This is a genomic window from Erythrobacter sp. K21-9 (genome assembly GCF_055808355.1).
The window spans coordinates 1,534,070-1,555,631 of sequence record NZ_CM147866.1 but is presented as its reverse complement, the minus strand read 5'-3'; the positions used below and the strand labels follow the sequence as shown (position 1 = coordinate 1,555,631).

16 protein-coding genes and 1 tRNA gene are annotated in these 21,562 nt (G+C 62.2%); 7 read left to right on the top strand and 10 right to left on the bottom strand.

Annotated features, from left to right (window positions below):
* Nucleotides 1-21: 21 nt before the first annotated feature.
* The gene (locus AC0L39_RS07805; protein ID WP_473262318.1) at nucleotides 22-300 is read left to right on the top strand and encodes a succinate dehydrogenase assembly factor 2; all 279 of its coding nucleotides are present in this window, start codon (nucleotides 22-24) and stop codon (nucleotides 298-300) included.
* Between the two features lie 75 nt (nucleotides 301-375).
* A complete protein-coding gene (gene mfd, locus AC0L39_RS07800) occupies nucleotides 376-3,870 on the top strand; it encodes a transcription-repair coupling factor (RefSeq protein ID WP_473262102.1) in 3,495 nt (1,164 codons plus the stop codon).
* Here mfd and AC0L39_RS07795 read toward each other — a convergent pair whose 3' ends face one another.
* The gene (locus AC0L39_RS07795; protein WP_473262101.1) at nucleotides 3,871-4,713 is read right to left on the bottom strand and encodes an EAL domain-containing protein; all 843 of its coding nucleotides are present in this window, start codon (nucleotides 4,711-4,713) and stop codon (nucleotides 3,871-3,873) included.
* Nucleotides 4,714-4,899: 186 nt separating this feature from the next.
* On the opposite strand from AC0L39_RS07795, the gene AC0L39_RS07790 reads away from it, so the two are divergent.
* From AC0L39_RS07790 to AC0L39_RS07780, 3 genes are all read left to right on the top strand, one after another.
* Entirely contained in the window at nucleotides 4,900-5,706 is an 807-nt protein-coding gene (locus AC0L39_RS07790) for an NAD kinase (RefSeq protein WP_473262099.1), read from the top strand.
* Nucleotides 5,707-5,788: 82 nt separating this feature from the next.
* Nucleotides 5,789-5,863, top strand: a tRNA-Asn gene (locus AC0L39_RS07785).
* Nucleotides 5,864-5,990: 127 nt separating this feature from the next.
* Nucleotides 5,991-6,143, top strand: a complete 153-nt coding sequence (locus AC0L39_RS07780) for a hypothetical protein (RefSeq protein WP_473262097.1) — start codon at nucleotides 5,991-5,993, stop codon at nucleotides 6,141-6,143.
* A 44-nt stretch (nucleotides 6,144-6,187) separates the two neighbouring features.
* On the opposite strand, the gene AC0L39_RS07775 is transcribed toward AC0L39_RS07780, so the two are convergent.
* From AC0L39_RS07775 to secA, 3 genes are all read right to left on the bottom strand, one after another.
* A complete protein-coding gene (locus AC0L39_RS07775) occupies nucleotides 6,188-6,358 on the bottom strand; it encodes a lasso RiPP family leader peptide-containing protein (RefSeq protein ID WP_473262095.1) in 171 nt (56 codons plus the stop codon).
* An 88-nt stretch (nucleotides 6,359-6,446) separates the two neighbouring features.
* The gene (locus AC0L39_RS07770; protein WP_473262092.1) at nucleotides 6,447-7,202 is read right to left on the bottom strand and encodes a sulfite exporter TauE/SafE family protein; all 756 of its coding nucleotides are present in this window, start codon (nucleotides 7,200-7,202) and stop codon (nucleotides 6,447-6,449) included.
* Nucleotides 7,203-7,233: 31 nt separating this feature from the next.
* Entirely contained in the window at nucleotides 7,234-9,996 is a 2,763-nt protein-coding gene (gene secA, locus AC0L39_RS07765) for a preprotein translocase subunit SecA (RefSeq protein ID WP_473262091.1), read from the bottom strand.
* Nucleotides 9,997-10,483: 487 nt separating this feature from the next.
* On the opposite strand from secA, the gene argJ reads away from it, so the two are divergent.
* Together argJ and AC0L39_RS07755 are read left to right on the top strand one after the other, a co-directional pair.
* On the top strand, nucleotides 10,484-11,710 hold the full coding sequence (argJ, locus tag AC0L39_RS07760) for a bifunctional glutamate N-acetyltransferase/amino-acid acetyltransferase ArgJ (protein ID WP_473262089.1): 1,227 nt from the start codon (nucleotides 10,484-10,486) through the stop codon (nucleotides 11,708-11,710).
* 1 nt (nucleotide 11,711) lies between these two features.
* A complete protein-coding gene (locus tag AC0L39_RS07755; RefSeq protein WP_473262088.1) occupies nucleotides 11,712-12,515 on the top strand; it encodes an inositol monophosphatase family protein in 804 nt (267 codons plus the stop codon).
* Nucleotides 12,516-12,529: 14 nt separating this feature from the next.
* On the opposite strand, the gene trxA is transcribed toward AC0L39_RS07755, so the two are convergent.
* Genes trxA through tsaE form a run of 6 tightly spaced genes read right to left on the bottom strand, consistent with a single transcriptional unit; the run spans nucleotide 12,530 to nucleotide 21,545 of the window.
* Nucleotides 12,530-12,850, bottom strand: coding sequence for a thioredoxin (gene trxA / locus AC0L39_RS07750; RefSeq protein WP_473262087.1), 321 nt, complete (start codon nucleotides 12,848-12,850; stop codon nucleotides 12,530-12,532).
* 49 nt (nucleotides 12,851-12,899) lie between these two features.
* Complete coding sequence (gene addA / locus AC0L39_RS07745; RefSeq protein WP_473262085.1) at nucleotides 12,900-16,445, bottom strand: double-strand break repair helicase AddA; 3,546 nt, start codon at nucleotides 16,443-16,445, stop codon at nucleotides 12,900-12,902.
* Nucleotides 16,400-19,423 (bottom strand): PD-(D/E)XK nuclease family protein, encoded by a 3,024-nt coding sequence (locus AC0L39_RS07740; protein WP_473262084.1) that lies wholly within the window; start codon nucleotides 19,421-19,423, stop codon nucleotides 16,400-16,402. Before AC0L39_RS07740 ends, addA begins: the two co-directional genes overlap by 46 nt.
* Nucleotides 19,416-20,105 (bottom strand): nucleotidyltransferase family protein, encoded by a 690-nt coding sequence (locus AC0L39_RS07735; RefSeq protein WP_473262316.1) that lies wholly within the window; start codon nucleotides 20,103-20,105, stop codon nucleotides 19,416-19,418. The genes AC0L39_RS07740 and AC0L39_RS07735 overlap by 8 nt, the downstream gene beginning before the upstream one ends.
* Entirely contained in the window at nucleotides 19,987-21,123 is a 1,137-nt protein-coding gene (locus AC0L39_RS07730; protein WP_473262083.1) for an aminoglycoside phosphotransferase family protein, read from the bottom strand. The genes AC0L39_RS07735 and AC0L39_RS07730 overlap by 119 nt, the downstream gene beginning before the upstream one ends.
* On the bottom strand, nucleotides 21,120-21,545 hold the full coding sequence (tsaE, locus tag AC0L39_RS07725) for a tRNA (adenosine(37)-N6)-threonylcarbamoyltransferase complex ATPase subunit type 1 TsaE (RefSeq protein ID WP_473262314.1): 426 nt from the start codon (nucleotides 21,543-21,545) through the stop codon (nucleotides 21,120-21,122). The genes AC0L39_RS07730 and tsaE overlap by 4 nt, the downstream gene beginning before the upstream one ends.
* Between the last annotated feature and the right edge of the window lie 17 nt (nucleotides 21,546-21,562).

Below are 21,562 nucleotides of genomic sequence, written 5' to 3'. Positions count from 1 at the left end.
GAGTGCCTTACCTGCCCCTGCATGACGGATATGCCCACATTCGATGAACGCCTCGCAAGAGCGAAATTCCGCGCATGGCATCGCGGCACGCGTGAGGCCGATTACATGATCGGCGGATATTTCGATCGGTACTCGTCCGGATGGGATGAGAGCGAGCTCGAATGGTTCGAGGACCTCCTGGCCGAAGACGACGTAGACGTGATGGCCTGGGCGATGAAAACCGCGCCCGTGCCCGAGCGCTTCGAAGGCACCCAGATCACCAAGATGCAGGCGCTCGACTACGTCGATATCCCGCGCTAATCGGCGACCAAATTATGCGTCCGGGGAACACTCGCCTGCCCCGGCCTTTGACAGGATATACCTGACTTACCTGGCATGCCCGACCTGAACCGCATCCTCGCGGCGGAGACCCCGCTCACGCTTTCGTCGCTGCCTCGCGGTGCGGTCCCGCTTGTCATGAGCGACCTTGCGCGTGCGGCAAAACAGCGCGCGGTGTTCATCGCGCCCGATGATGCCGCGATGAGCGCGGCTGCCGAAGCCGCGAGGTTCTTCGCGCCCGAGGTCGAGGTGATCGAGTTTCCCGCGTGGGATTGCCTGCCTTATGACCGCGCGAGCCCTGCCCTCTCAGTCAGCGCGGCGCGGCTCTCGGCGCTGTTCCGGCTGCAACGCCCCGCGGGCGGATCGCAGCTGCTGGTCACAACGGTCAACGCCGTGCTGCAACGCGCGCTTACTCCTTTCCGCATTCGCGAGAGTGTGCGCGAATTCAAACCGGGCACGACGATTGGGCATGAAAGCCTCGCGGCGCTGCTCACCCGGCAAGGATACACGCGCACCGACACGGTGGTCGATCACGGCGAATTCGCGGTGCGCGGGTCGATTGTCGATATCTTTCCCTCCTCGCTCGACGAGGGATTGCGACTCGATTTCTTCGGCGACGAGCTGGAAAGCCTGCGCCTGTTCGATCCCGGCACGCAGCGGTCGACCGGCACGCTCAAATCGCACCTGCTGTTGCCCGCATCCGAGGCATTGATCGACGAGGAAAGCATCAAGCGCTTCCGCTCCCGCTACCGCGAGATGTTCGGCGCGGCGGCCACGCAGGACCCACTCTACGAGGCGGTGAGCGATGGGCGGCGGCTCGCGGGCATGGAGCATTGGCTGCCGCTGTTCGAGGAAAAGCTCGCCACCCTGTTCGACCATCTCGGCGATGATGATCTGGTGGTGATCGACCAGGCCGCTCTCGGGGCAGCCGAAGAACGCCTCACTGACATTCAGGATTATCACGACCAGCGTGAACGCATCGCGGCGGACAAGGCCGGCAGCTACCGTCCGCTCGATCCGCATGCGCTTTATCTCGCCAAGGACGAATTCGCCGCCGCGCTCAAATCCGCGCCAGCCCACCGTGCCAGTGTCTTCGCAGCGCCCGAAAGCGGAGCGAGCATCGATTTCGGCTTCAAGGCTGCGCGCGACTTCACGCCTGAACGCGGCCGCGGCGACAATATCTACGAAGCCGCCGCCGCGCATCTGAAAGCGGTCGCGAAATCGGGCCGCAAGCCGCTGCTTGCTGCATATTCGACGGGTTCTCGCTCCCGCATTGCCTCCATCCTTTCCGAAGCTGGCTGTGAAAGCGTGCAGGCCGAAAGCTGGCAGGAAGCGCTTGGACTCTCCGCCAAGGGCAAGACCGCGGCGATGGTCCTCCCGCTCGAGGCGGGCTTTGCAAACGACGAGCTGGAAATCCTCACCGAGCAAGACGTGCTCGGTGACAGGCTCGTCCGGCGCAAGAAAAAACGCAAGGATTCCGATGCCTTCCTCGCCGAACTTCAGGCACTCGCGAGGGGCGATCTCGTGGTCCATGTCGAGCACGGAATCGGCAAATATCTCGGCCTCGACCCCATCGCCGTGGGCAAAAGCCAGCACGATTGCGTCGCCCTGGAATATGCAGGCGGCGACAAGCTGTTTATCCCGGTCGAAAATATCGACGTCCTCTCGCGCTACGGCTCCAGTGAAGAATCCGTCCCGCTCGACCGGCTGGGCGGCGAAGCGTGGCAGAAACGCCGCGCCCGTCTGAAGGAGCGCATCACTGCGATTGCAGGCGAGCTGATGAAAGTCGCCGCCGAACGCGCGCTGAAGAAAGCACCGGTCTTCGAAGCCGAAGAAGCGAGCTACAACCAGTTTGTCGACCGCTTCCCCTGGGAAGAAACCGACGATCAGGACGCAGCCATTGCAGACGTGCTGCGCGACCTTGAAAGCGGTAAGCCGATGGACCGCCTCGTCTGCGGCGATGTTGGCTTCGGCAAGACCGAAGTGGCCCTGCGCGCGGCATTCGTGGCGGCAATGAATGGTCAGCAGGTCGCCATTGTGGCCCCCACCACCCTGCTCGCGCGCCAGCATTACCAGAACTTCGCGGAACGCTTTGCAGGTTTCCCGCTCAAGGTCGGCCGCCTGTCGCGGCTCGTCTCATCCAAGGAAATGGCCGAGACGCGCGAAGGCTTGGCGAGCGGCGATATCGACATTGTCGTCGGCACGCACGCGATCCTTTCCAAATCTACCGAATTTGGCAATCTCGGGCTCGTGATTGTCGATGAGGAGCAGCGCTTTGGCGTGACGCACAAGGAGAAGCTCAAGCAGCTGCGCTCCGATGTGCATATGCTCACTCTCACCGCCACCCCGATCCCGCGCACTCTGCAAATGGCGATGACCGGGCTGCGCGAGCTTTCCACGATCCAAACCCCGCCAGTCGACCGCCTCGCTGTTCGGACTTATGTAATGGAGTGGGACGACATGGTGATGCGCGAGGCATTGCTCCGCGAACACCACCGCGGCGGGCAGAGCTTTATCGTCGTGCCGCGCATATCCGACATGGCCTCGGTCGAGGAATGGCTGCACGAAAACGTGCCCGAAGTGAAAGCGATCTCCGCCCACGGCCAGATGGGTGCAGGCGAGATCGAGGAGCGCATGAGCGCGTTCTACGAAGGCAAATACGAAGTGCTGCTGTCGACTACCATCGTCGAGAGCGGCCTCGACCTGCCGAGCGCGAACACGATCATCATTCACCGCGCCGACCGCTTCGGTCTTGCCCAGCTTTACCAGCTGCGCGGGCGCGTCGGGCGAGCGAAACTGCGCGCCTATGCCTATCTCACCTATGAGAAGGACGTGCAGCTATCCGAAGTCGCGGAAAAGCGCCTTAAGGTGCTGAGCGATCTCGACAGCCTTGGTGCAGGTTTTCAGCTTGCCAGCCATGATCTCGACATTCGCGGCGCGGGCAATCTGCTGGGTGATGAACAATCGGGCCATATCCGCGAGGTCGGCTTCGAGCTTTATCAGTCGATGCTGGAGGACGCGATCCTTGCCGCCAAGGCGGGCGAAATGGGTCTGGAGGCAGCGAAGGATAAGGTGTCGCCGCAGATCACAGTGGATGCTCCGATCATGATCCCCGAGGATTACGTGCCCGACCTCGCGGTGCGCATGGCGCTTTACCGCCGTCTCAACCAGGCTCAAGACAAGGCCGAGATCGAAAGCATGGCGGCCGAGATGATCGATCGCTTCGGCGACCTGCCGCAGCCGACCAAGAACCTGATCCGCCTGATCGAGATCAAGCATCAGGCTATCGAGGCCAACATCGCGAAGATCGATGTCGGCGCGCGCGGCACGCTTGTCACCTTTCACAATGACGATTTCCCCGACGGGCCGGGCCTGATCGCCTATGTCGACAGGCTGCAAGGAACCGCCAAGCTGCGCCCCGACATGAAGCTCGTGATCAATCGCGCATGGGGCGATCCGCAAAGCCGTCTGAACGGACTGTTCCAGCTGACCAAGGGTCTGAGCGGGATCGTGCGCAAGGCGGAACGCAAAAAGGCCCGAGAACCCGCCTGATCACCCGTGCCCGCGCCCTCTTGCAGTCGCGGCGAGCGCAAGCATATCGTCGCTTTTCATCGGCTGGGCGCGCAGGAAACCCTGCCAATACTGGCAGCCTTCCGACTTGATCGCTGCCAATTGGATCTCGCTCTCAATCCCTTCTGCGTAGACATCGAGATCAAGCGCACGGGCAAGTGCGATGATTGCGCGCAGGACAGCGAGTGCCTTGGTATCGCCGGGAACCCCTTCGACCATGATCTTGTCGAGCTTGATCGCGTCGAGCGGCAATTCGCGCAGATATCGAAAATTGCAGAAGCCTGCCCCGAAATCGTCGAGCGCCGTGCGAAAACCGAGGCTTCGCAAGGCTTTGAGCGCCTCGCTCGCTTGTTGGAGGTTACGCAGAAGGAGGTCTTCGGTGATCTCGAGCATCAACCGCTCAGGCGCAATCTGGCATCGGCCGATCAGCTCGGCGAAATCCGATGCGAAGCGCGGATCACCGAGCTCCTCCGGTGTGATGTTGAGTGACAGGCCGAGATATTCGGGCCACGCACCCGCATCTTCGAGCGCACAGGCAACGACATGGCGCGACAGGGGCGCCACGAGCGCCGCACGCTCGGCAATCGCAAAGAGGTCGCGCGCGCCAATCTCGCCAAGCGTCGGATGCTGCCAGCGCGCTAGCGCCTCCGCTCCGACCAACGCGCCGGTGGTCCCCGAAAACTGCGGCTGGAACAAGACCTCGATTTCCGCCCGGTCCAGCGCGCGCAGCAAGTCCTTGTCGAGCGCAGCGGCTTTTACGCCCGGAAAGGATCCGTGAAGCGGTTCCCGAAGCGATGGGCTGAGAGGAGGGCGTTTGCTTTCCATGCTTTTCCTTGACCTCCACGGCGCTTACGCGAGGAAATCCAGCAAAGCTTACACCATTTGCAATCCGCCCAAAATTGGAACATCAGGACAATTCATTAGAGTGGCCAGTCTGCTTCCCGGATCATATCGGCGAACAGACGCTTTGTAGGCAGTACGATTGAGGCTGGAGGGGGCCTGACCGGGTTTATGAGCAAAGCGGCCAATGGCGGGACCAATCCCTTTCAGCGCATGGCCTTGCTCGCGTCCGACACACCGCGCGCGCAGGAAGCCTATGAGGCGATCGCGCACCAGCAGGACTGGGTTCCTTTAGACAAAGCGGACGTGGCAGTCGTGCTCGGCGGGGACGGTTTCATGCTGCAAGCGTTGCATGCCATGCTCGATAGAGGCCGCGTGATCCCAGCCTACGGCATGAACCTTGGCACGGTCGGGTTCCTCATGAACCGCTATGACAAGCGCGCGGTCATTGCCAATCGTCTTGCCAAGGCGAATCGCAAATCGATCGCACCGCTGCGAATGCAGGCGGTCACGCAGGACGGCAGGGAGCATTCGCTCTGCGCCATCAATGAGGTTTCGCTGCTTCGTGAAACCCGCCAGACGGCATGGATCGAGGTGACTGTGGGCGACCGCGCGCGGATCAAGAAGCTGATCTGTGACGGTGTGCTGGTCTCCACTCCTGCGGGATCGACCGCATACAACCTGTCCGCGAACGGACCGATCCTGCCGCTCGACAGCCAAGTACTCGCGCTGACCCCAATCAGCCCGTTTCGCCCTCGCCGCTGGCGCGGGGCGATCTTGCCCGACCGGATGCGGATCAAATTGCGGGTGCTCGATCCGGACAAGCGTCCGGTCGCAGCGGTTGCCGACCAGAAAGAACTGCGCGACATTTCCGAAGTCGTACTTGAAATCGCCCATGATACCGAGCTTGAATTGCTGTTCGACCCCGGACAATCGCTCGAAGAGCGGATCGTCGCCGAGCAATTCGTGGTCGAGTAAGAATCCCGCAAAACCCTCTTGCAATGCTGGTTCGCCGCCCATATACGCGCGCTTCGCACTCGGCAGACAAACCGGGTGCTGCTCCCCGATAGCTCAGCGGTAGAGTAGGTGACTGTTAATCACTTGGTCGTTGGTTCGAATCCAACTCGGGGAGCCATTTTTCTCAACCCTTTGTTAACTTTTTGGCTCCGTCCAATCCCGTTTTGGGACTGGGCATGAGTTACGCTTTCGTTAACGCGAGTGCGCTGTCTAGGCCGGTCTCCTGTTTGAAAAGGAGCCCCATCATGTCCAAGTACAGCTATCGCAGCAGCGCCCCCGATCCGTGGACTCAGCCGCGTCCATTCCGCGACCCGACGCTGCGCCGTTATCACTATGGCAAGATTCAGCCGATGGAAGAGCCGCGCGGCTTTTTCTCCCGTTTGCTTCGCGCAAGCTGATCAGCAAACACCAGAAGATACGGCTGCGAGCGGTGGTTCGCGCATCAAAACATCATCATTCCTCGCCCGCGGGTCATCTGGCCACCGCCATCGCCCATGATTCCACCGCTCCCACCTGTCAGGTTTCTTACCGAACCGTATTCGACGAGTTTTGGTGAAGCGTATCGCCCTTTACCCGCGCTCCCGGACGCGGTTCCAGCCTTGTCTTTGTCCATTTTTCCTCAAGATTTTTTGTTTTTTTCGCTGAGCGAATCAGCTGTTAGCCAACATAATCAGCAGCCGGAGCGCTAATCAAGCCCGACGTCAGGCAGTCCAGAGCAGCCTGACACCCACGGCCAGGACAAGTGCAGCGGTCAGCCATCTGATCCAGCGCTTTGGCAGGATTAAAACCGCCAACAGGCTGCCGATCTGCCCCCCGATGGCGACAGCGACTAGCAACGGTAACGCAGCGCCGACCGCGGCTCCGAACGAACCTCCGGTTGGCTTGAGCAATTGCCCGGCAAGTCCGAAGAGCGAATTGACGAGTATGAAAAAGCTCGCCGTCGCCGCAATTGCGCGCGCATCGCGCCAACGGGCGAGATGCAGCAGAGGCGCCAGAAATATCCCGCCGCCAATACCCACCAGTCCAGCCAGATAGCCCAGCGGTGCGGCAATGACCGGCAAGAAGCGCGCCACCTTCGACGGATTGGCCCCGTTCGCGTCATTGATCGGGATCAGCATGCTCAAAGCCGTCAGGACCAGACTCATGCCGAGCAGCACCATGAAGGACGCCTCGGCAATGGGTGTCAGACCGCCCAGGAAAGCGGCCGGCGCCGCTATTGCCGTCATCGCCAGCGCTCCGCGCCAAGGCAGCACGTCCGCTCGCGCGAAACGCACCGTGCCGCCCGCCACGACGATTATGTTGCAGGCCAGCACCACCATCGGAAGCAACCGGTAATCCAAACCGGATATCGCAAGCAGCGCGGCATAGGTTGAGCCGCCGCCGAAACCAACGCTCGCATAAAGCAGCGCCGTCACCAGGAAAGCGAGCGCGAGCAGCACCGGAACAGCTCCGATCATCGCTGCCCTGCCCTAGTCCTTCCGGCTCGGCTCAAGCAGTCTGTCTTGCGCCCGCCGCGCCGTGGCAATGCTTGTACTTGTTCCCGCTGCCGCATGGGCACGGCGCATTGCGACTGACATTGAGGTTCGCATAGGGGTCATCGGTGTTGGCCCCGCCCGGACCTGCCGCGGCCTTCGCCGAACCGGCCAGCGAACCGAACAATTCTGGCCGTTCCGACGATCCGTCATCGTCCCCCGAATTGTCGAGGCCGGTCAGCGGATCGATATGCCCGGTCAGGAAATCGGGCAGATCGGGAAGTGCATCGGGCTCCGGCTGCGCAATCCGCAGCTCGGATTTGAACAGCAGCTTGGTTACCTCCTCACGCAGGGTGTCGAGCATGTTTTCGAACAGGCCGAACGCTTCCTGCTTATATTCATTGATCGGCTGTTTCTGGGCGATGCCGCGCATCCAGATCACCTGGCGCAGTGCATCGAGCGTTGCGAGGTGCTCTTTCCAGTGGAAATCGAGCTGCCGCAGCAGCACGTCCTTTTCGACCATGCGCCAGATTCCCGGATCGTTCTTGGCGATCTTCTCTTCCATGAGTGCGTCGGTTTCGGTGCGCAAGCGCTCTTCGATGATCTCCGGCTCGACCTGGTCTTCTTCCAGCCAGGCATCGAATGGCGGGGTGAGATTGAAGATTTCCTCGACCTTCTCCTTGAGGCCTTCGATATCCCACTGCTCGGGATAGGACCCGGGAGGGCAAGCGGTGCCGACAATCGAATTGATCGTGTCGTGGCGCATATCGACAACCACATCGTCGACCGTTTCGGAATCCATGATCTCTTCGCGCTGTTCGTAGATGACCTTGCGCTGGTCATTCATCACGTCATCGTACTGCACGACCTGCTTGCGCGTGTCGTAATTGCGTGCCTCGACCTTTTTCTGCGCGGTTTCGATGGCCTTGGAAAGCCATTTGGAGCCGATCGCCTCACCGTCTTCGAGGTTCGAATTCATCATCTTGGCGAACAGCGTGTCCGGGCCGAAGATACGCAGCAAATCGTCTTCGAGACAGAGATAGAAACGCGAAAGACCCGGGTCACCCTGACGGCCAGAGCGGCCGCGCAGCTGGTTGTCGATCCGGCGCGATTCGTGGCGTTCTGTGCCGAGCACGAACAGGCCGCCCGCATCGAGCACCTTCTGGCGTTCCTCGGCGACCGCTTCTCTGATTTTGGCGATGGCTGCGTCCTTTTCAGGCCCGTCTTCCATTTCGCCGGTTTCATCCTCGATCCGGAAATCGACATTGCCGCCGAGCTGGATGTCGGTCCCGCGTCCGGCCATGTTGGTGGCGATGGTCACCGCGCCGAGCCGTCCGGCCTGGGCGACGATATGCGCTTCGCGCTCATGCTGGCGGGCATTGAGCACTTCGTGCTTTACGCCCTCCTTGTCGAGGAACTGGCTGAGCAGCTCGGATTTCTCGATCGAGACCGTGCCGACCAGGACCGGCTGTCCAATCTCGTTCTTCTCCTTGATCGCCTTTGCGATGGCGGCAAACTTGTCCAGCGTGTTCTTGTAGAACTCGTCTTCCTCGTCGATCCGCGCAATCGGCAGGTTGGTCGGGATTTCGACGCAATTCACGCTGTAGATGTCCCAGAACTCCGCCGCTTCGGTCGCCGCCGTACCGGTCATGCCCGAAAGCTTGGGATACATCCGAAAGTAATTCTGGAACGTGATCGAGGCCATGGTCTGGTTTTCAGGCTCGATCTTGACGCCTTCCTTGGCCTCGACCGCCTGATGCAAGCCGTTCGACCAGCGCCGCCCGTCCATCATGCGGCCGGTGAATTCATCGATGATCACGACTTTCTCGTCCTTGACGATGTAGTGATCGTCGCGGCGAAACATGTGGACCGCCTTCAATGCCTGGTCGAGGTGATGCACCACCTGCGTGTTCTCGACATCGTAAAGGTTGTCGGTTTCAAGCAGACCCTTTTCGATCAGCAGCGCCTCGACCTTGTCGAGACCGTCTTCGTTGAGCTGGATGCTCTTGCTCTTTTCGTCCTTATCGTACCAATCTTCCGGGATTTCCTTCGCGACCTCGTCGAGCTTCACATAGAGATCGGATTTGTCCTCGGTCGGGCCGGAGATGATGAGCGGGGTGCGAGCCTCGTCGATCAGGATCGAATCCACCTCATCGACAATCGCGAAATTGAACGGGCGCTGCGCCATCTGACTGCGCTCGTGCTTCATGTTGTCGCGCAGGTAGTCGAAGCCGTATTCGTTATTCGTGCCGTAGGTGATGTCGGCGTTGTATGCGTCACGCTTGGAATATTCGTCCATGTTCGGGATGATCACCCCGACGGTGAGCCCCATCCACTTGTAGAGCTGACCCATCCATTCCGCGTCGCGCGTGGCGAGGTAGTCGTTGACGGTAACGACGTGCACGCCCTTGCCCTCAATCGCGTTAAGGTAAACGGCGAGCGTCGCCATCAGCGTCTTGCCCTCACCCGTGCGCATTTCCGCGATCTCGCCGCGGTGGAGCACGATGCCGCCGATCAGCTGCACATCGAAGTGACGCATACCGAACACCCGGACCGATGCCTCCCTGACGGTCGCGAACGCTTCGGGAAGAATCTCGTCAAGCGTGCTGCCGTCATCGAGCAAAGCGCGGAATTTGTCGGTCTGAGCGCGCAATTCGTCATCGGAAAGCGCCTGCATTGCAGGTTCAAGCCCGTTGATTTCATTGACGATCTTGCCGAGGGATTTGATGTAGCGGTCGTTCGAAGAACCGAACACCGACTTCATGAGTGAATCGAACATGGGAGAGGGTTGCCTTGAATTGCGAACGGCCCGCAAACGGACGCCGAAGAGCTTATGAATCTAATATGGGGGGTTCGCGCCAGACGTAGAGGCGCGTTACAATAGGATTTCTTGAGCGCGCGCTATTCGTAAGCGCGCTCGATCCCCATCAGCACGGGCAGGCGCAGCGAACGCGGCCTGGGTGTGCGGGGATCGGACTTCGAGCCTTTGATATTGGCTGTAGTCTTCCCCGGTTGTCTTTTGCCTTGCGTTTGCTTGTCAGAGGCAGACTGGTCGGCTGCGGTACGAAACACTTGCGTCGCAGGACGAAGATGACGGGGAATAGGACGCAGCAGCCGGCACGCTGAGTGCGGCGAGGCCTGAAAGCAGGGCCAGAAAGGCGAAAAGCTTACGCGTCATTGCTGCGCAAGATAATCCTTTTTGCGTCCCGCGTCCACTCGCTTTGGCGGATTTACTGCAAGCAGGCGGTCGCCTAAGCGGTGGCGCTATGGATTTGACTGTCTCGCCGCTCGCCCTGCCCTTTCCGGAAATGCCGCCTATCGAGGGCGCAACCCTGCGCGTCGCGCGGGCACATTACAAGGATTGGGACCGCGCCGATCTTACATTTGCCGAATTTTGCGAAGGAACGTCGGTTGCCGGCGTTTTTACACAAAGCGCCTGCGCCTCAAGCGAAGTCGAACTGGGGCGCGAACAGGTCAAAAAAGGCAGCGCGCGTGCGCTAATCGTCAATGCGGGCAACTCGAACGCATTCACAGGCTACCGGGGCCGTGAAGCGGTCGAAGAGATCATGGCACAAATTGCCGAGGGCTTAGGCTGCACACCGCAAGATGTGCTCGTATCATCGACCGGAGTGATCGGCGTGCCACTGCCCAAGGATAGGGCCCGCGAAGGCGTTGCAGCAGCGCTCGCAGCCGAACCGTGCGGATGGAAGGAGGCTGCCGAAGCCATCGCGACCACCGATACTTTCGCAAAGGGGGCGCACGCCTCTGCGATGATCGGCGATACCCGGGTGGAGCTGTGCGGGATAATCAAGGGATCGGGCATGATCGCACCCGACATGGCGACAATGCTTGGCTACGTTTTCACCGACGCCGATGTCGCGCCTGATTTTCTGCAAGAGGTCTTGAACCGCGCCAACGGTGAGACCTTCAGCTGCATCACGGTGGACGGGGACACCTCGACCAGCGACACGGTCCTTGCCTTTGCCACGGGAAAGGCGGGCAATGACAGGATCGAGGGATGGGAAAGCGCCGGAGCCGACGCTTTTGCCGCTGCGCTGACCCAGGCTTGCCGCGAGCTTGCCCAGCTCGTCGTGCGCGATGGCGAAGGGGCGAGCAAATTTATCACCGTGCGCGTTTCCGGTGCGGTGAGCGACGACAGCGCGCGGCGCGTCGGTCTTGCCATCGCCAACTCACCGCTCGTCAAGACCGCCATCGCGGGCGAGGATGCCAATTGGGGGCGCGTCGTCATGGCAGTGGGCAAGGCGGGCGAACCGGCAGACCGGGACCGGCTCTCGATTGCGTTTGGAGGCGTGTGGGCCGCACGCAACGGAATGCCGGTCGAGGATTACGATGAAGCCCCGGTTGCCGAGCACCTCAAGGGTTCAGATATCGACCTCGCTGTTGACCTGGGCAAGGGAGATGGCCGCGCAACCGTATGGACCTGCGACCTCACCCACGGATACATTTCAATCAACGCGGATTACAGGAGCTGAAATGAGCGCGCTCGATGATGAAATCCGCGACCTGATGCGCTTTGCGGCACAGCGATCCATGCTGCCCCGCTTCCGCGCGCTGGCCGAAAACGAAATCGAGATGAAGGGCGAGGATGATCCTGTCACGGTGGTCGACCGCGAGGTCGAAAGCTTCCTGACCGAGGCCCTGACCAAGCTTGCTCCCGGCGTCGCTGTCGTTGGAGAAGAGGCGGTGCATGCAGATGAAAGCGTGCTCGAGCACCTTTCCGGCCAGTGCTGGATCATCGATCCGCTAGATGGCACAGCCAACTTTACCGAGGGCAAGGAGCCGTTTGGAATCATCATCGCGCTGGCCGATGCCGGCAAAGCGGTAGCCGGGTGGATCTATGATCCCACGAAGGATCGGCTGTGCCACACCAAGGCCGGCGAAGGCGCGTTCGTCAATGGCGAGAAAGTCCGCGCGCAGACCACCGGCGATGCTCCGCCAGTGGCCGCGATCAGCCGCATTTTCCTGACCGAAGAACAGCGTGCACAGGTCGATGCGAAGCTCGCTCCGCACTACTCACTGGTCGATATCCCGCGCTGCGCCGCCGAGCAATATCCGCGCCTCGCGCTGGGCGAGAACGATGTCTCCAGTTTCAAGCGGACCTATGCATGGGACCATGCAGCGGGCGTGCTCTGGCTCAATGAAGCGGGCGGCAAGGCTGCACGGCTCGACGGCAGCGAATACCGCGTCGACGAACATGGCAAGCCGGGTCTGGTGGGGGCTTCGAGTCCCTCGATCTGGGACGAATTTGTGGGGCGGGTATTGGCCCCGCCCCAATAATCACTGAATAGCGATCAAATCTCGCTTTCGATCCAGTCCTTGAGCTGGCTCTTCGGGGCCGCGCCGACCTTACGCGCGACCGCTTCACCGTTCTTGAACAGCACCATCAGCGGGATCGACTGCACGCCCATTTCGGCGGGGATGCCGGTGTTTTCCATGATGTCCATCTTGGCGATGGTAACCTGCTCGCCCAGTTCGTTGCTGATTTCCTCGAGCGCCGGGGCAATCATCTTGCACGGACCGCACCATTCCGCCCAGAAATCGACCAGCACGGGCTTGTCGCTTTCGAGGACGTCGGCCTTAAAGCTTTCATCGGTCACGTTGACGGTGGACATCTGCATTCTCCTGTAACTTGGTTGCGACCTATTTAGTGCGTTTCGCCGCTCACTCAACATCGAGCGGGATATAGCTTTCCTGCGCTGTGCCCAATTGATCCTTGTGCGAGGCGATGACGTCTGACGCGATTTCGATGAGGTGCGGGGTATGAGTGTAGAGGATCGCGGCTCGCACGGCGCGGCCCGGAAAGATCACTCCGAGCGCGGCGGCATAGGCGGCCATTTGCCTTAGCGTCGCTGCGGGAACGTCCTCGGCCGCCATCGGCGGCCTGCGCGTGGTCTTGAAATCTACCACCGTAACGGTGTCGTCCCTGACCAGCAGCCGGTCGGCAGTGCCCGCGATGACAGTGTTGCCCACGGTTGCAGTCAAGGGAACCTCCGCCAGAGCTTCCGGGGAAAAGATGTCTGCGAAATCCTCTGCATCCAGGACTGCAAGCGCGCTTCCCAGCATTTCGGTGCGATCACCGGGCTCCAGGTCGGCGGCCTGCCGCTCCAGCCATGCCGCTCCCGCCTCTTCGCGTTCTCCCATCGGCACGTCGGGAAGTCGCTCAAGCAGGCGGTGGATGTGCACGCCGCGCCGCGCAGCAATGGCCACCGCATCTGCCGGAAGCGGTGGATCGGCACCCTGCTCTTCGCCAGCCGCGCTTGGCGATAGGGGGCGCGGCGGGCTCGGTTCCGGTCCGATGGGCGTAGTCGCCCACGCGGGCAGAGCCGGCCTGCCAACTTCCGGCTCAGCGTTGTCAGAAATCACCAGCGGATCAGCCCGCTCACCCCACTCGCGGCGAGCGCCCCAAAGTCCGTCCTCAAATTCATCGGTTTCAAAGACCGGTTCAAGCCGCGCGTACCAGCTGTCTTCGTGGGGCAACCCCTTCTTGGCCTCCTTCTTGCCGAGCGAACCTCCGATAAAGAGCGCTTCTTCCGCGCGGGTCATGGCGACATAGAGCAGCCGCCAATGCTCCTCCATGCTGGCGGTATCGACCGCCTCTTCGGCTTGCTGCAGCGGCCCGCGCCTCTCTTCCTTCGATAGCGAGGGGAGCGGGACCGTGCGGCCTGTCTCCTCGCCCAACGAAGCATCGGGCAATTCGAGATCGCCGCCCAGCCCCGGCGCGCCGGTCGCATCGGCAAGGATCACGATAGGCGCCTGAAGCCCTTTCGAACCGTGGACCGTCATGACCCGCACCTGGCCGCCCGCACTGTCGGCGTCGCGTTTCAGGTCCTCATTCGAGGCGTCGAACCATTCGATAAAGCCGGTCAGGCTGGGCACATGCGCGCTTTCGAATGCAAAGGCGGCGTTGACGAGTTCGTCGATCGGATCGTTTGCCTCGCGTCCCAACCGCGCGATAAGGCGCTCGCGGCCTTTCCACGGACCCGTTAGCAGCCAGGCTAGCAGGGCCTGCGGAGTTTCGAAATCGGCGCGCGCCAGCAGGGATTTCAGCGTGTCGCAGCTTGCCGCCACAAACGGGTCCTGACTGTCGCGCAAATGACGCCACAGTCGCACATCCTTTTCGCGCGGAAGATAGGCAAGCAGGTCGTCCTGCGACCACCCCATCAGCGGCGATGACAGCAGGTTTGCGAGCGAGAGATCGTCCAGCGGCTGCGCAGCAAAGCGCAGCGCCGCCATCAGGTCCTTCACCGCCAGCGGAGCGCCCAGACGCAGCCGGTCGACCCCTGCAACTGAGACGCCTTTCGCATGCAGCTTGGCCACGATCTGCGCCGCGAGCGCCCCGCGTTTCCGCACGAGCACCATGACATCGCCCGCCTCGGCATGGCGGTGCGGCTCGGACTTGGCGAGCACGAACGGCTCGTCAAGGCTCACCCACCTGCGAACCTGCTCGGCGATTTTCTCGGCCAACACTGTTTCATGCGCGGGCAGCCAATCGCGCTCTTCATCGTCGTCGCCATCGAGGGCGCTGGCAGGGGTGACAGGCTTCCACAGCGTAACCAGACCGGCGCGATCATCGCCAATATGATCTTCTGGTTCGGTTTTGAGCCCGAATTCCTCGTGGCCAAGCGTTGCGATCGCCTTGTTGACGAATTCCAACACCGGGCGAGACGTCCGGAAGGACCGGCCAAGATCGAGGTCGCGCCACCCTGGAACCCGTCTGCCATCGCGCATGTCGGCCACGTTCTCGCGCGCCGCCATGATCGCGCGATAAACCTTGTGCTTCGCGCGGGAGAAATTCTCCGGACTCGTCCCCTGGAAGCCGAAAATTGCCTGTTTGTAGTCGCCGACAGTGAAGATCGTGCGCAGCCGGTCACCGCTCGCGCCCTCGCCGCTGAAAAAGTCGTCGATCAGCGCGAAGAAGATGTCCCACTGCGCTTCATTGGTATCCTGCGCCTCGTCGATCAGGATATGGTCAAATTGCCGGTCGAGCTTGTAGCGGATCCAGTCGGCGGTCGCGCTATCCTTGAGCAAAACCGCAGCTTTACGGATCAAATCGTCGAAATCGAGCAGCCCCTCGCGCCGCTTGGCCTCCTGCCAGCGGAGCGCGAACGCGCGGTCGATTTCGAGCGACGCGGTGAGCAAGGTGGCGAGCTTCAGGAGCGCTTGGCGTTCTTCTACTTGTAGCACCGCTTGCGAAACCATCTCTTGGCCATCGGCAAAGCCTGAATGGTTTTCGCGCGGTTTCTTAAGTTGCAGGCTCGGGGTACCGTCCGCCTTCAGGAGCGTGCCCTTGAAGCCGCTTACTGCATCTTTGCGCGAAGCCTGGGCCAGCGTCAGCCATTCACGCATGAAAAGCAGGCATTTGTCAGCGGTCTTCGTGCCCCATTCTTCAAGCGGAGGGATCATCGTGAGCAGATGATCATCCGGGAACCGATCCGGTCCAAGTCCTTCGAAGGTCCACTCCTCATCCGCATCCGCAGGCATATCGAGCAATTGCCGTACGCGCGCATCCATCGGTGATTGCCAAGCGCCCGGTCCTTCCCACATTTCCTCGTACTTTGCGCAGCGCATCAGCCAGCTACGGAGTGCTCCGGGTTCCTTGGCAGTCGTGAACAACTCGGTCGCCTCGAGCAGCCGCGTGTCATTTGACCTCTCCGCCTCGACCAGCAGGTCGGACAGGACTTCGCGCGCAAGCAGTTCGCGGGTGCGGTCTTCCATCGGCTGCGCGCCGGGGGGCAGGTCGGCTTCTTCAGGGAAATTGGCGAGCAGCCACTGCGAGAATGCGTGGATCGTATCGATCCTCAGCCCGCCGCCGGGGCAGTCGAGCACCTGCGCAAACAGGGTCCGCGCGCGGTCCTGCGTCTCCGGAGTGATATCCGCTCCAAGATCGCCGAGTTCGCCCGCGAGCTTGGTCGGCTCCATCCGCACCCACCGCGCCAGTACCGCGTTGATCCGGTTCGCCATCTCGGCCGCGCCCGCCTTGGTGAAAGTCAGGCACAATATCTCGGAGGGATCGACATCGGGGCGCAGCAACAGGCGGAGCACCCGCGCGGAAAGCACCTGTGTTTTCCCGGTCCCGGCAGAGGCGGACAGCCACACATTGTGTTCCGGATCGACGGCATCGCGCTGCTCTCCGGCAAGAGGATAGACCCTGCCCTCCCCGCTCATGCCGCGCCCTTCCCGTTCGGATTTGCGAGGCGAATGATCCATTCCTCAAGCCGCATCAGCTGATCGTAATCGGTGTAGCCGGGATAGTCGGGGTTCTCTTTCGCGGTGAAGGGCTGACTGCCCCTGATATATTTCGAAATGGCCTCGCGCAGGTGGCGTTCATGCTCAGGCAGGAATTCCTCAGGGAGCAGGCCTGAGCGCTTGCCGCCGACTTTCATCGGCACATCGACAAAGCCAAACTCACCTTTATCCTTCGCGAGCGACCAGTATTCGAACAGGCTTGCATTGCCTTTGATGCTGCCATCCTTGCTATCGAAGCTGCCTTCGCGCGCAATCAGGCCCAGAACGCCAAGTTGCAGCGCATAGCCCGCCTCGACCTGCGAGGTCTTGGGAGGTCTGCCGGTCTTGTAGTCGACAATGGCGAGCGTCCCGTCAGGCATGCGGTCAATCCGGTCGGCGATCCCCATGACTTTCACGCCTTCAAAGAACATCTCGCCCCAGATCTCGGTCGCGAGCACTTCCCGCCCGTCGCGAGCGTCTTCGTCCAGCCATTCCTCGAAATGCTCAAGCGCAGCGCAAATACGCGGCCTCCACAGGCCCCAGAACAGCGGGTGGACCTGCTTTGCGCGCAGAACCTTCTCGGCAAAGGGCACGATCGCAAGATTGGGTTGGTCGACACGCGCCCTGTGCCACTTGTCGAGAATATCGTGCACCAGAGTGCCGCGCAGCGCCGGATCGCCGAACGGATCGGCGGCGAGCGGGTCGAGCCGTTTCAGCCCGAGGATTTCGCGCGCGTAAAATTGATACGGATCGCCCAGCAGGCGGTCGAGCGCGGTTGCGCTGATCTTGACCTGCCTCTGCTGCGGCGAGGGCATGGGCCTTGGCTGCTCGTAATCGTCTGCGCGCGGCGGGTCGCGGTCGATCTGCGGCAGCAATGCGGGGATCGCCTGCTCGCGGTGCTCCTTCGCGAGCTTTTCGCCGAGCAGCGCATCGACTCGCAGCCAGAACCGCGATGCGAGTGTTGGCCCCTCGCTGTCACGGCCTGCCCGGCTCAGCACGACTTCGGGCGCGCCCATCGCGCCTGCAAGATCGTGCGCGGAAAGCCCGATGCGAAACTCGGCTCCCGGTACGCCGAGGGCGCGCAATATTCGCGGTGCGAGCAAGGCATCCGCGCCCGGCGGCTGCGGCCAACTGCCTTCGTTGAGGCCGCCGCAAATGACCAAGTCCGCACGCGCCATGCGCGCTTCGAGTAGCCCGTAAATACTCACGCGCGGATGGCCGCCATAGGGCGGGCGCACCGCAATCTCGTCCATACAATCTCGCAGCGCGCCGGCGATATCGGAAGGGGCGACACGCGTGCCGAGCGCGCGCGCATGCAGCCTCAGATCATCGACCATCCCGGATAGCGCGCGGTCGTCCTCGCGCGCCCATACCTTTTCTCCGGCAAGCGCTTCCGCGGCGATCACCAGCAAATCGAGCGCCCCTGCGAACGTCATTTCGTCACTTGATATCTGCAGCGGCGTGAGGACCTGCGCGGCCTCATCCCACCACTCGCCAACCTTGGCCTTATGGGCGATTTCGCGCAGCGGACCGAGGCCGGGTGCGGGCGACGGGCCGCGCAATTCGCGCTCGAACCGGCGCATCGCGCTGAGCCATGCGCGGCGTGCATCGGTGTCACTCGAATGCACCAGCGGATGGGCGAGCGTCCCGATGAGCGGCGCAGGATCGAATCCATCCGACATCAGCCTTGCAAGCAGCCCGAACAGCCGCCCCGCCGGTGTCAGTGACAGCTCTTGGCCCGCCGTGTCATCGGCGGTGATATTCCAGCGCGCAAGATGCTGCACCACCCGCCGCGCCAAAGCGCGGTCGGCGGTCACGACGGCAATGCGTTTCTCCGGTTCCTCCAATGCCTCGCGCACGAGCAGCGCGATCGCCTGCGCTTCTTCTTCGGCGGTGGCGCTCGTCATCAGCCTGATGCCCGACAGTCGCCGCTTGTCGCTATCGAGCGTGATCCAAGACTGGCTGGCTTTCGGCGGCAGGAACAGCGAGCTAATCGCGTGAGTGCGCTCGGGCGGAGCGGCGGCAGCGCCCTTGCGGTGCCATTGCCGCACTTCGCCGCGCGCGATGCCCATCCGTTCGAGCAGCAGCTTGAGATGATATTGCGGGTGGGTGAGCGCATCCGACTTGCCGAACACAGTCTCGCCCGGTTCCGGGGAAGCGCCCGCGCGGCCCAGCTCATCCCACGCATCCCCGCTAATCGACAGGTCGAGATCGGGGAGAATCACCGCGCCATTCGAAAGGTTCGCAATTGCCCTCAACATCCGCGCCAATGCCGGCGAGGCGCTGGTAACGCCCGCTGCCACGATCGGGCTTTCGGGCGGATGGTCGCGCCACCGGCGCGCAGCACGCTCGAACAGCATGTTGCGCCGGGTCGCGGCGTCAACTCGGCCGAGTTCGCGCAACCGCTCGAGCCAGCGCACCTGTACGCGGGCGAACAGCCGCAGCGACTTTTTCCAATGCTCCGAAAGGTCCCCCAGCAGGTCGAGCACGGTTTCGCTCGTCAGGTCTTCGGGCGGCACGTCCTCGACCAGCAGCCGGTCCATCGCTCGTGCGACGTCGCGCGCCTGCCTTAGTCGGGCTGCTCCGGTAAGCGGCACCTTGCCAGCCTCCGCGTTCTCGGCCTCGATCAGTCTTGCCAGCTCAAGCCAGCGCTGCGTGGGTTCGACCGCGGGCGGAATATCGCTTGCGCCCAAGGGATCGAGCAAGCTTCCCAGCGCTTCATCGAGGTCCAGATCGCCTACGGTTACCATGCGCGGCATCAGCAGGCCGGTCGCCCCGGAATGCCGCACGAACGCCTCCGATATGGTCCGCGCCGCGCGCGAGCTTGGCACCAGCAGCGTCAGCCGGGCGAGACCGACATCGTCTTGCGAATATCGCGGCACGATCCCGGCAACAAGCGCATCGGCAAAGCCGCGATGCGCAGCGATCGAATAGACCGATGGGTCGGCCTTTTCACCCACGCTTCAAAGCGTCTTCGGTCGGGCCGATAGCTTGCGGAGTGCCCACTTCGAACCACGTGCCGGTGAAGGAGACGCCGAAGAGCCGCCCCTCTTCGATCGCGCGGTTCCACAGGATGTTGGTTGAGAACTTGCCCTCGGGTGCCTCGCGCAGCAGGCGGTGCGACACCAGTTGGATGCCGGTGTAGATAAACGGCGCGATCCGCCCGGTCTGGCGGCGCGAAAGCTGGCCTTCGGCAGTCATATGAAAATCGCCTTGGCCGGAGAAATTCGCGGCCCCCGCATGGCCGACCACGAGGAGCAGCGCGTCCATCTCGTCCGGGTTCCAGCGCGCGGAGAGGTCGCGGAATGCATCGCGCGGCCCATCAAGCCAGATGTTGTCGGCATTGAGGCAGAAGAACGGGTCGGGCAGATGCAGCTGCGCCTTCACCATGCCGCCGCCTGTTTCGAGCAATTCCTCGCGCTCATCGGAGACGATTATTCTTGGAGAGCTGCGGTCCAGAACATGCGCTTCGAGAGCATCGGCGAGGTAATGCACGTTCACCACCGCCCGCTCGATCCCGTTTTCATCCAGCCGGTCGAGCGCATGATCGATCAGCGCCTTGCCCGCGACCCTGACGAGCGGCTTGGGCTGGGAGGCAGTCAGCGGACGCATTCGCTTGCCGAAACCGGCTGCCATCACCATCGCCGTATCGCTGGCCAGTTCCTGCTTGCTCATGTGATCGTGCCCCTCCGCTGCGGCGCAAGTCTGCCGGGATGTTCGTATCGAACCAGCGCGCGACCGGATCCAGCGCCGGGTGCTGAAGGTCGCGCTCCATCGCGTTCCACACTCGCGGGATCATTTCGAGATAACGGGGCTTGCCATCGCGTTTGTAGAGGCGGGTGAAGATGCCGACGATTTTGGCATTGCGCTGCGCGCCGAGGCGGGCGTAATCGGCCTCGAAATGCTCATCGGGCGAGGCATGCTGCCGGTATCGCTCCAGCATCGCCGCCTCAAGATCCCGGGACACGTCGCGCCGCGCATCCTGCAACAGCGACACAAGGTCGTAAGCCGGGTGGCCGACGAGCGCGTCCTGAAAGTCGATGATGCCCTGCGGCGCACGCTTGGCCGGATCGCCGAGCAGCATGATGTTTTCTGCATGGTAATCGCGCAGCACCGTAACGCCGGGCCGCTGGCGCGCGAGCATGGGCGCGAGCGCTTCTTCCCAAGCGGCAAGGTAGGCAGCGACATCGACGTCCACGCCCTGCGCGGGCGCATACCATTCGGTCAGCAAACCCGTTTCGCGCAGATAGGTCGGCATGTCGTATGCAGGGAATGGTCCGGGCGGGCGTTGGTGAAGCTCTACCAGAGCGTCGATTGCGCCTTCATAGGCGGGCTGCTCGCCCTCGGGATGATCGTCGAGCCAGTCGCGCATCCGGTCATCGCCGAAATCCTCGAGCAGGACCCAGCCCTGCGGTGGATCGGCAGCCAGTATCTGCGGTGCCCGCATCTCGTGCGCGTTGAGCCACTGCGCCACGTGCAGGAAAGGCTTCGGATCCTCGTGCGGAGGAGGTGCATGCATCAGCATTGCGCCCTCACCTTCCGCCGAACGCAGGCGGAAGTAGCGGCGGAAGGACGCGTCGCCCGGGATCGGGTCGATCTCCGCCCCGTCCCAGTTCGCTTCTCTGAGGAATTCCTCGATACCTTCGGGCAGACCGCTCATGGCAAACGCCCTAGCCAATCCGCGCCCGCGCGGGCAATCGCAATTCGTCCCGCATCCTCAGTTTCGGTCGGATTTTCGAGTCTTATTGAGAGACAGGCTGGCTCATGCGCGAAACCGCCCGCATGGTCCGGCCATTCGGCAATCAGCGCAGCACCGTCGCGGTAATCGTCCAGCCCGATCTCTTCGACTTCTGCGGGATCCTTGAGCCGGTAGAAATCGGCGTGAACCACCGGCACTCGCAAAGACGGCGCATCGTAGGTTTCGATGATCGTGAATGTGGGTGAAGGCACCTCGCCCGTATAGCCAAGCGTGCGAATGATCGCCCGGGCGAGCGTCGTCTTGCCCGCACCCAGCCCGCCTTCAAGCGCGATCACGTCGCACGCACGCAATGTCGTGGCTAGCCTTGCGCCCAGCCGCTCCATCGCGGCGAGATCGGGCA

Coding starts and splice junctions, on each gene's coding strand:
- tsaE (WP_473262314.1), bottom strand. CDS start 21,545: ATGGAGCGGCTGGGCGCAAGGCTAGCCACGACATTGCGTGCGTGCGAC.
- AC0L39_RS07730 (WP_473262083.1), bottom strand. CDS start 21,123: ATGAGCGGTCTGCCCGAAGGTATCGAGGAATTCCTCAGAGAAGCGAAC.
- AC0L39_RS07770 (WP_473262092.1), bottom strand. CDS start 7,202: ATGATCGGAGCTGTTCCGGTGCTGCTCGCGCTCGCTTTCCTGGTGACG.
- AC0L39_RS07795 (WP_473262101.1), bottom strand. CDS start 4,713: ATGGAAAGCAAACGCCCTCCTCTCAGCCCATCGCTTCGGGAACCGCTT.
- argJ (WP_473262089.1), top strand. CDS start 10,484: ATGGATTTGACTGTCTCGCCGCTCGCCCTGCCCTTTCCGGAAATGCCG.
- AC0L39_RS07780 (WP_473262097.1), top strand. CDS start 5,991: ATGTCCAAGTACAGCTATCGCAGCAGCGCCCCCGATCCGTGGACTCAG.
- AC0L39_RS07775 (WP_473262095.1), bottom strand. CDS start 6,358: ATGGACAAAGACAAGGCTGGAACCGCGTCCGGGAGCGCGGGTAAAGGG.
- AC0L39_RS07790 (WP_473262099.1), top strand. CDS start 4,900: ATGAGCAAAGCGGCCAATGGCGGGACCAATCCCTTTCAGCGCATGGCC.
- trxA (WP_473262087.1), bottom strand. CDS start 12,850: ATGTCCACCGTCAACGTGACCGATGAAAGCTTTAAGGCCGACGTCCTC.
- AC0L39_RS07755 (WP_473262088.1), top strand. CDS start 11,712: ATGAGCGCGCTCGATGATGAAATCCGCGACCTGATGCGCTTTGCGGCA.
- AC0L39_RS07735 (WP_473262316.1), bottom strand. CDS start 20,105: ATGGTGATGGCAGCCGGTTTCGGCAAGCGAATGCGTCCGCTGACTGCC.
- AC0L39_RS07805 (WP_473262318.1), top strand. CDS start 22: ATGACGGATATGCCCACATTCGATGAACGCCTCGCAAGAGCGAAATTC.
- addA (WP_473262085.1), bottom strand. CDS start 16,445: ATGGATCATTCGCCTCGCAAATCCGAACGGGAAGGGCGCGGCATGAGC.
- secA (WP_473262091.1), bottom strand. CDS start 9,996: ATGTTCGATTCACTCATGAAGTCGGTGTTCGGTTCTTCGAACGACCGC.
- mfd (WP_473262102.1), top strand. CDS start 376: ATGCCCGACCTGAACCGCATCCTCGCGGCGGAGACCCCGCTCACGCTT.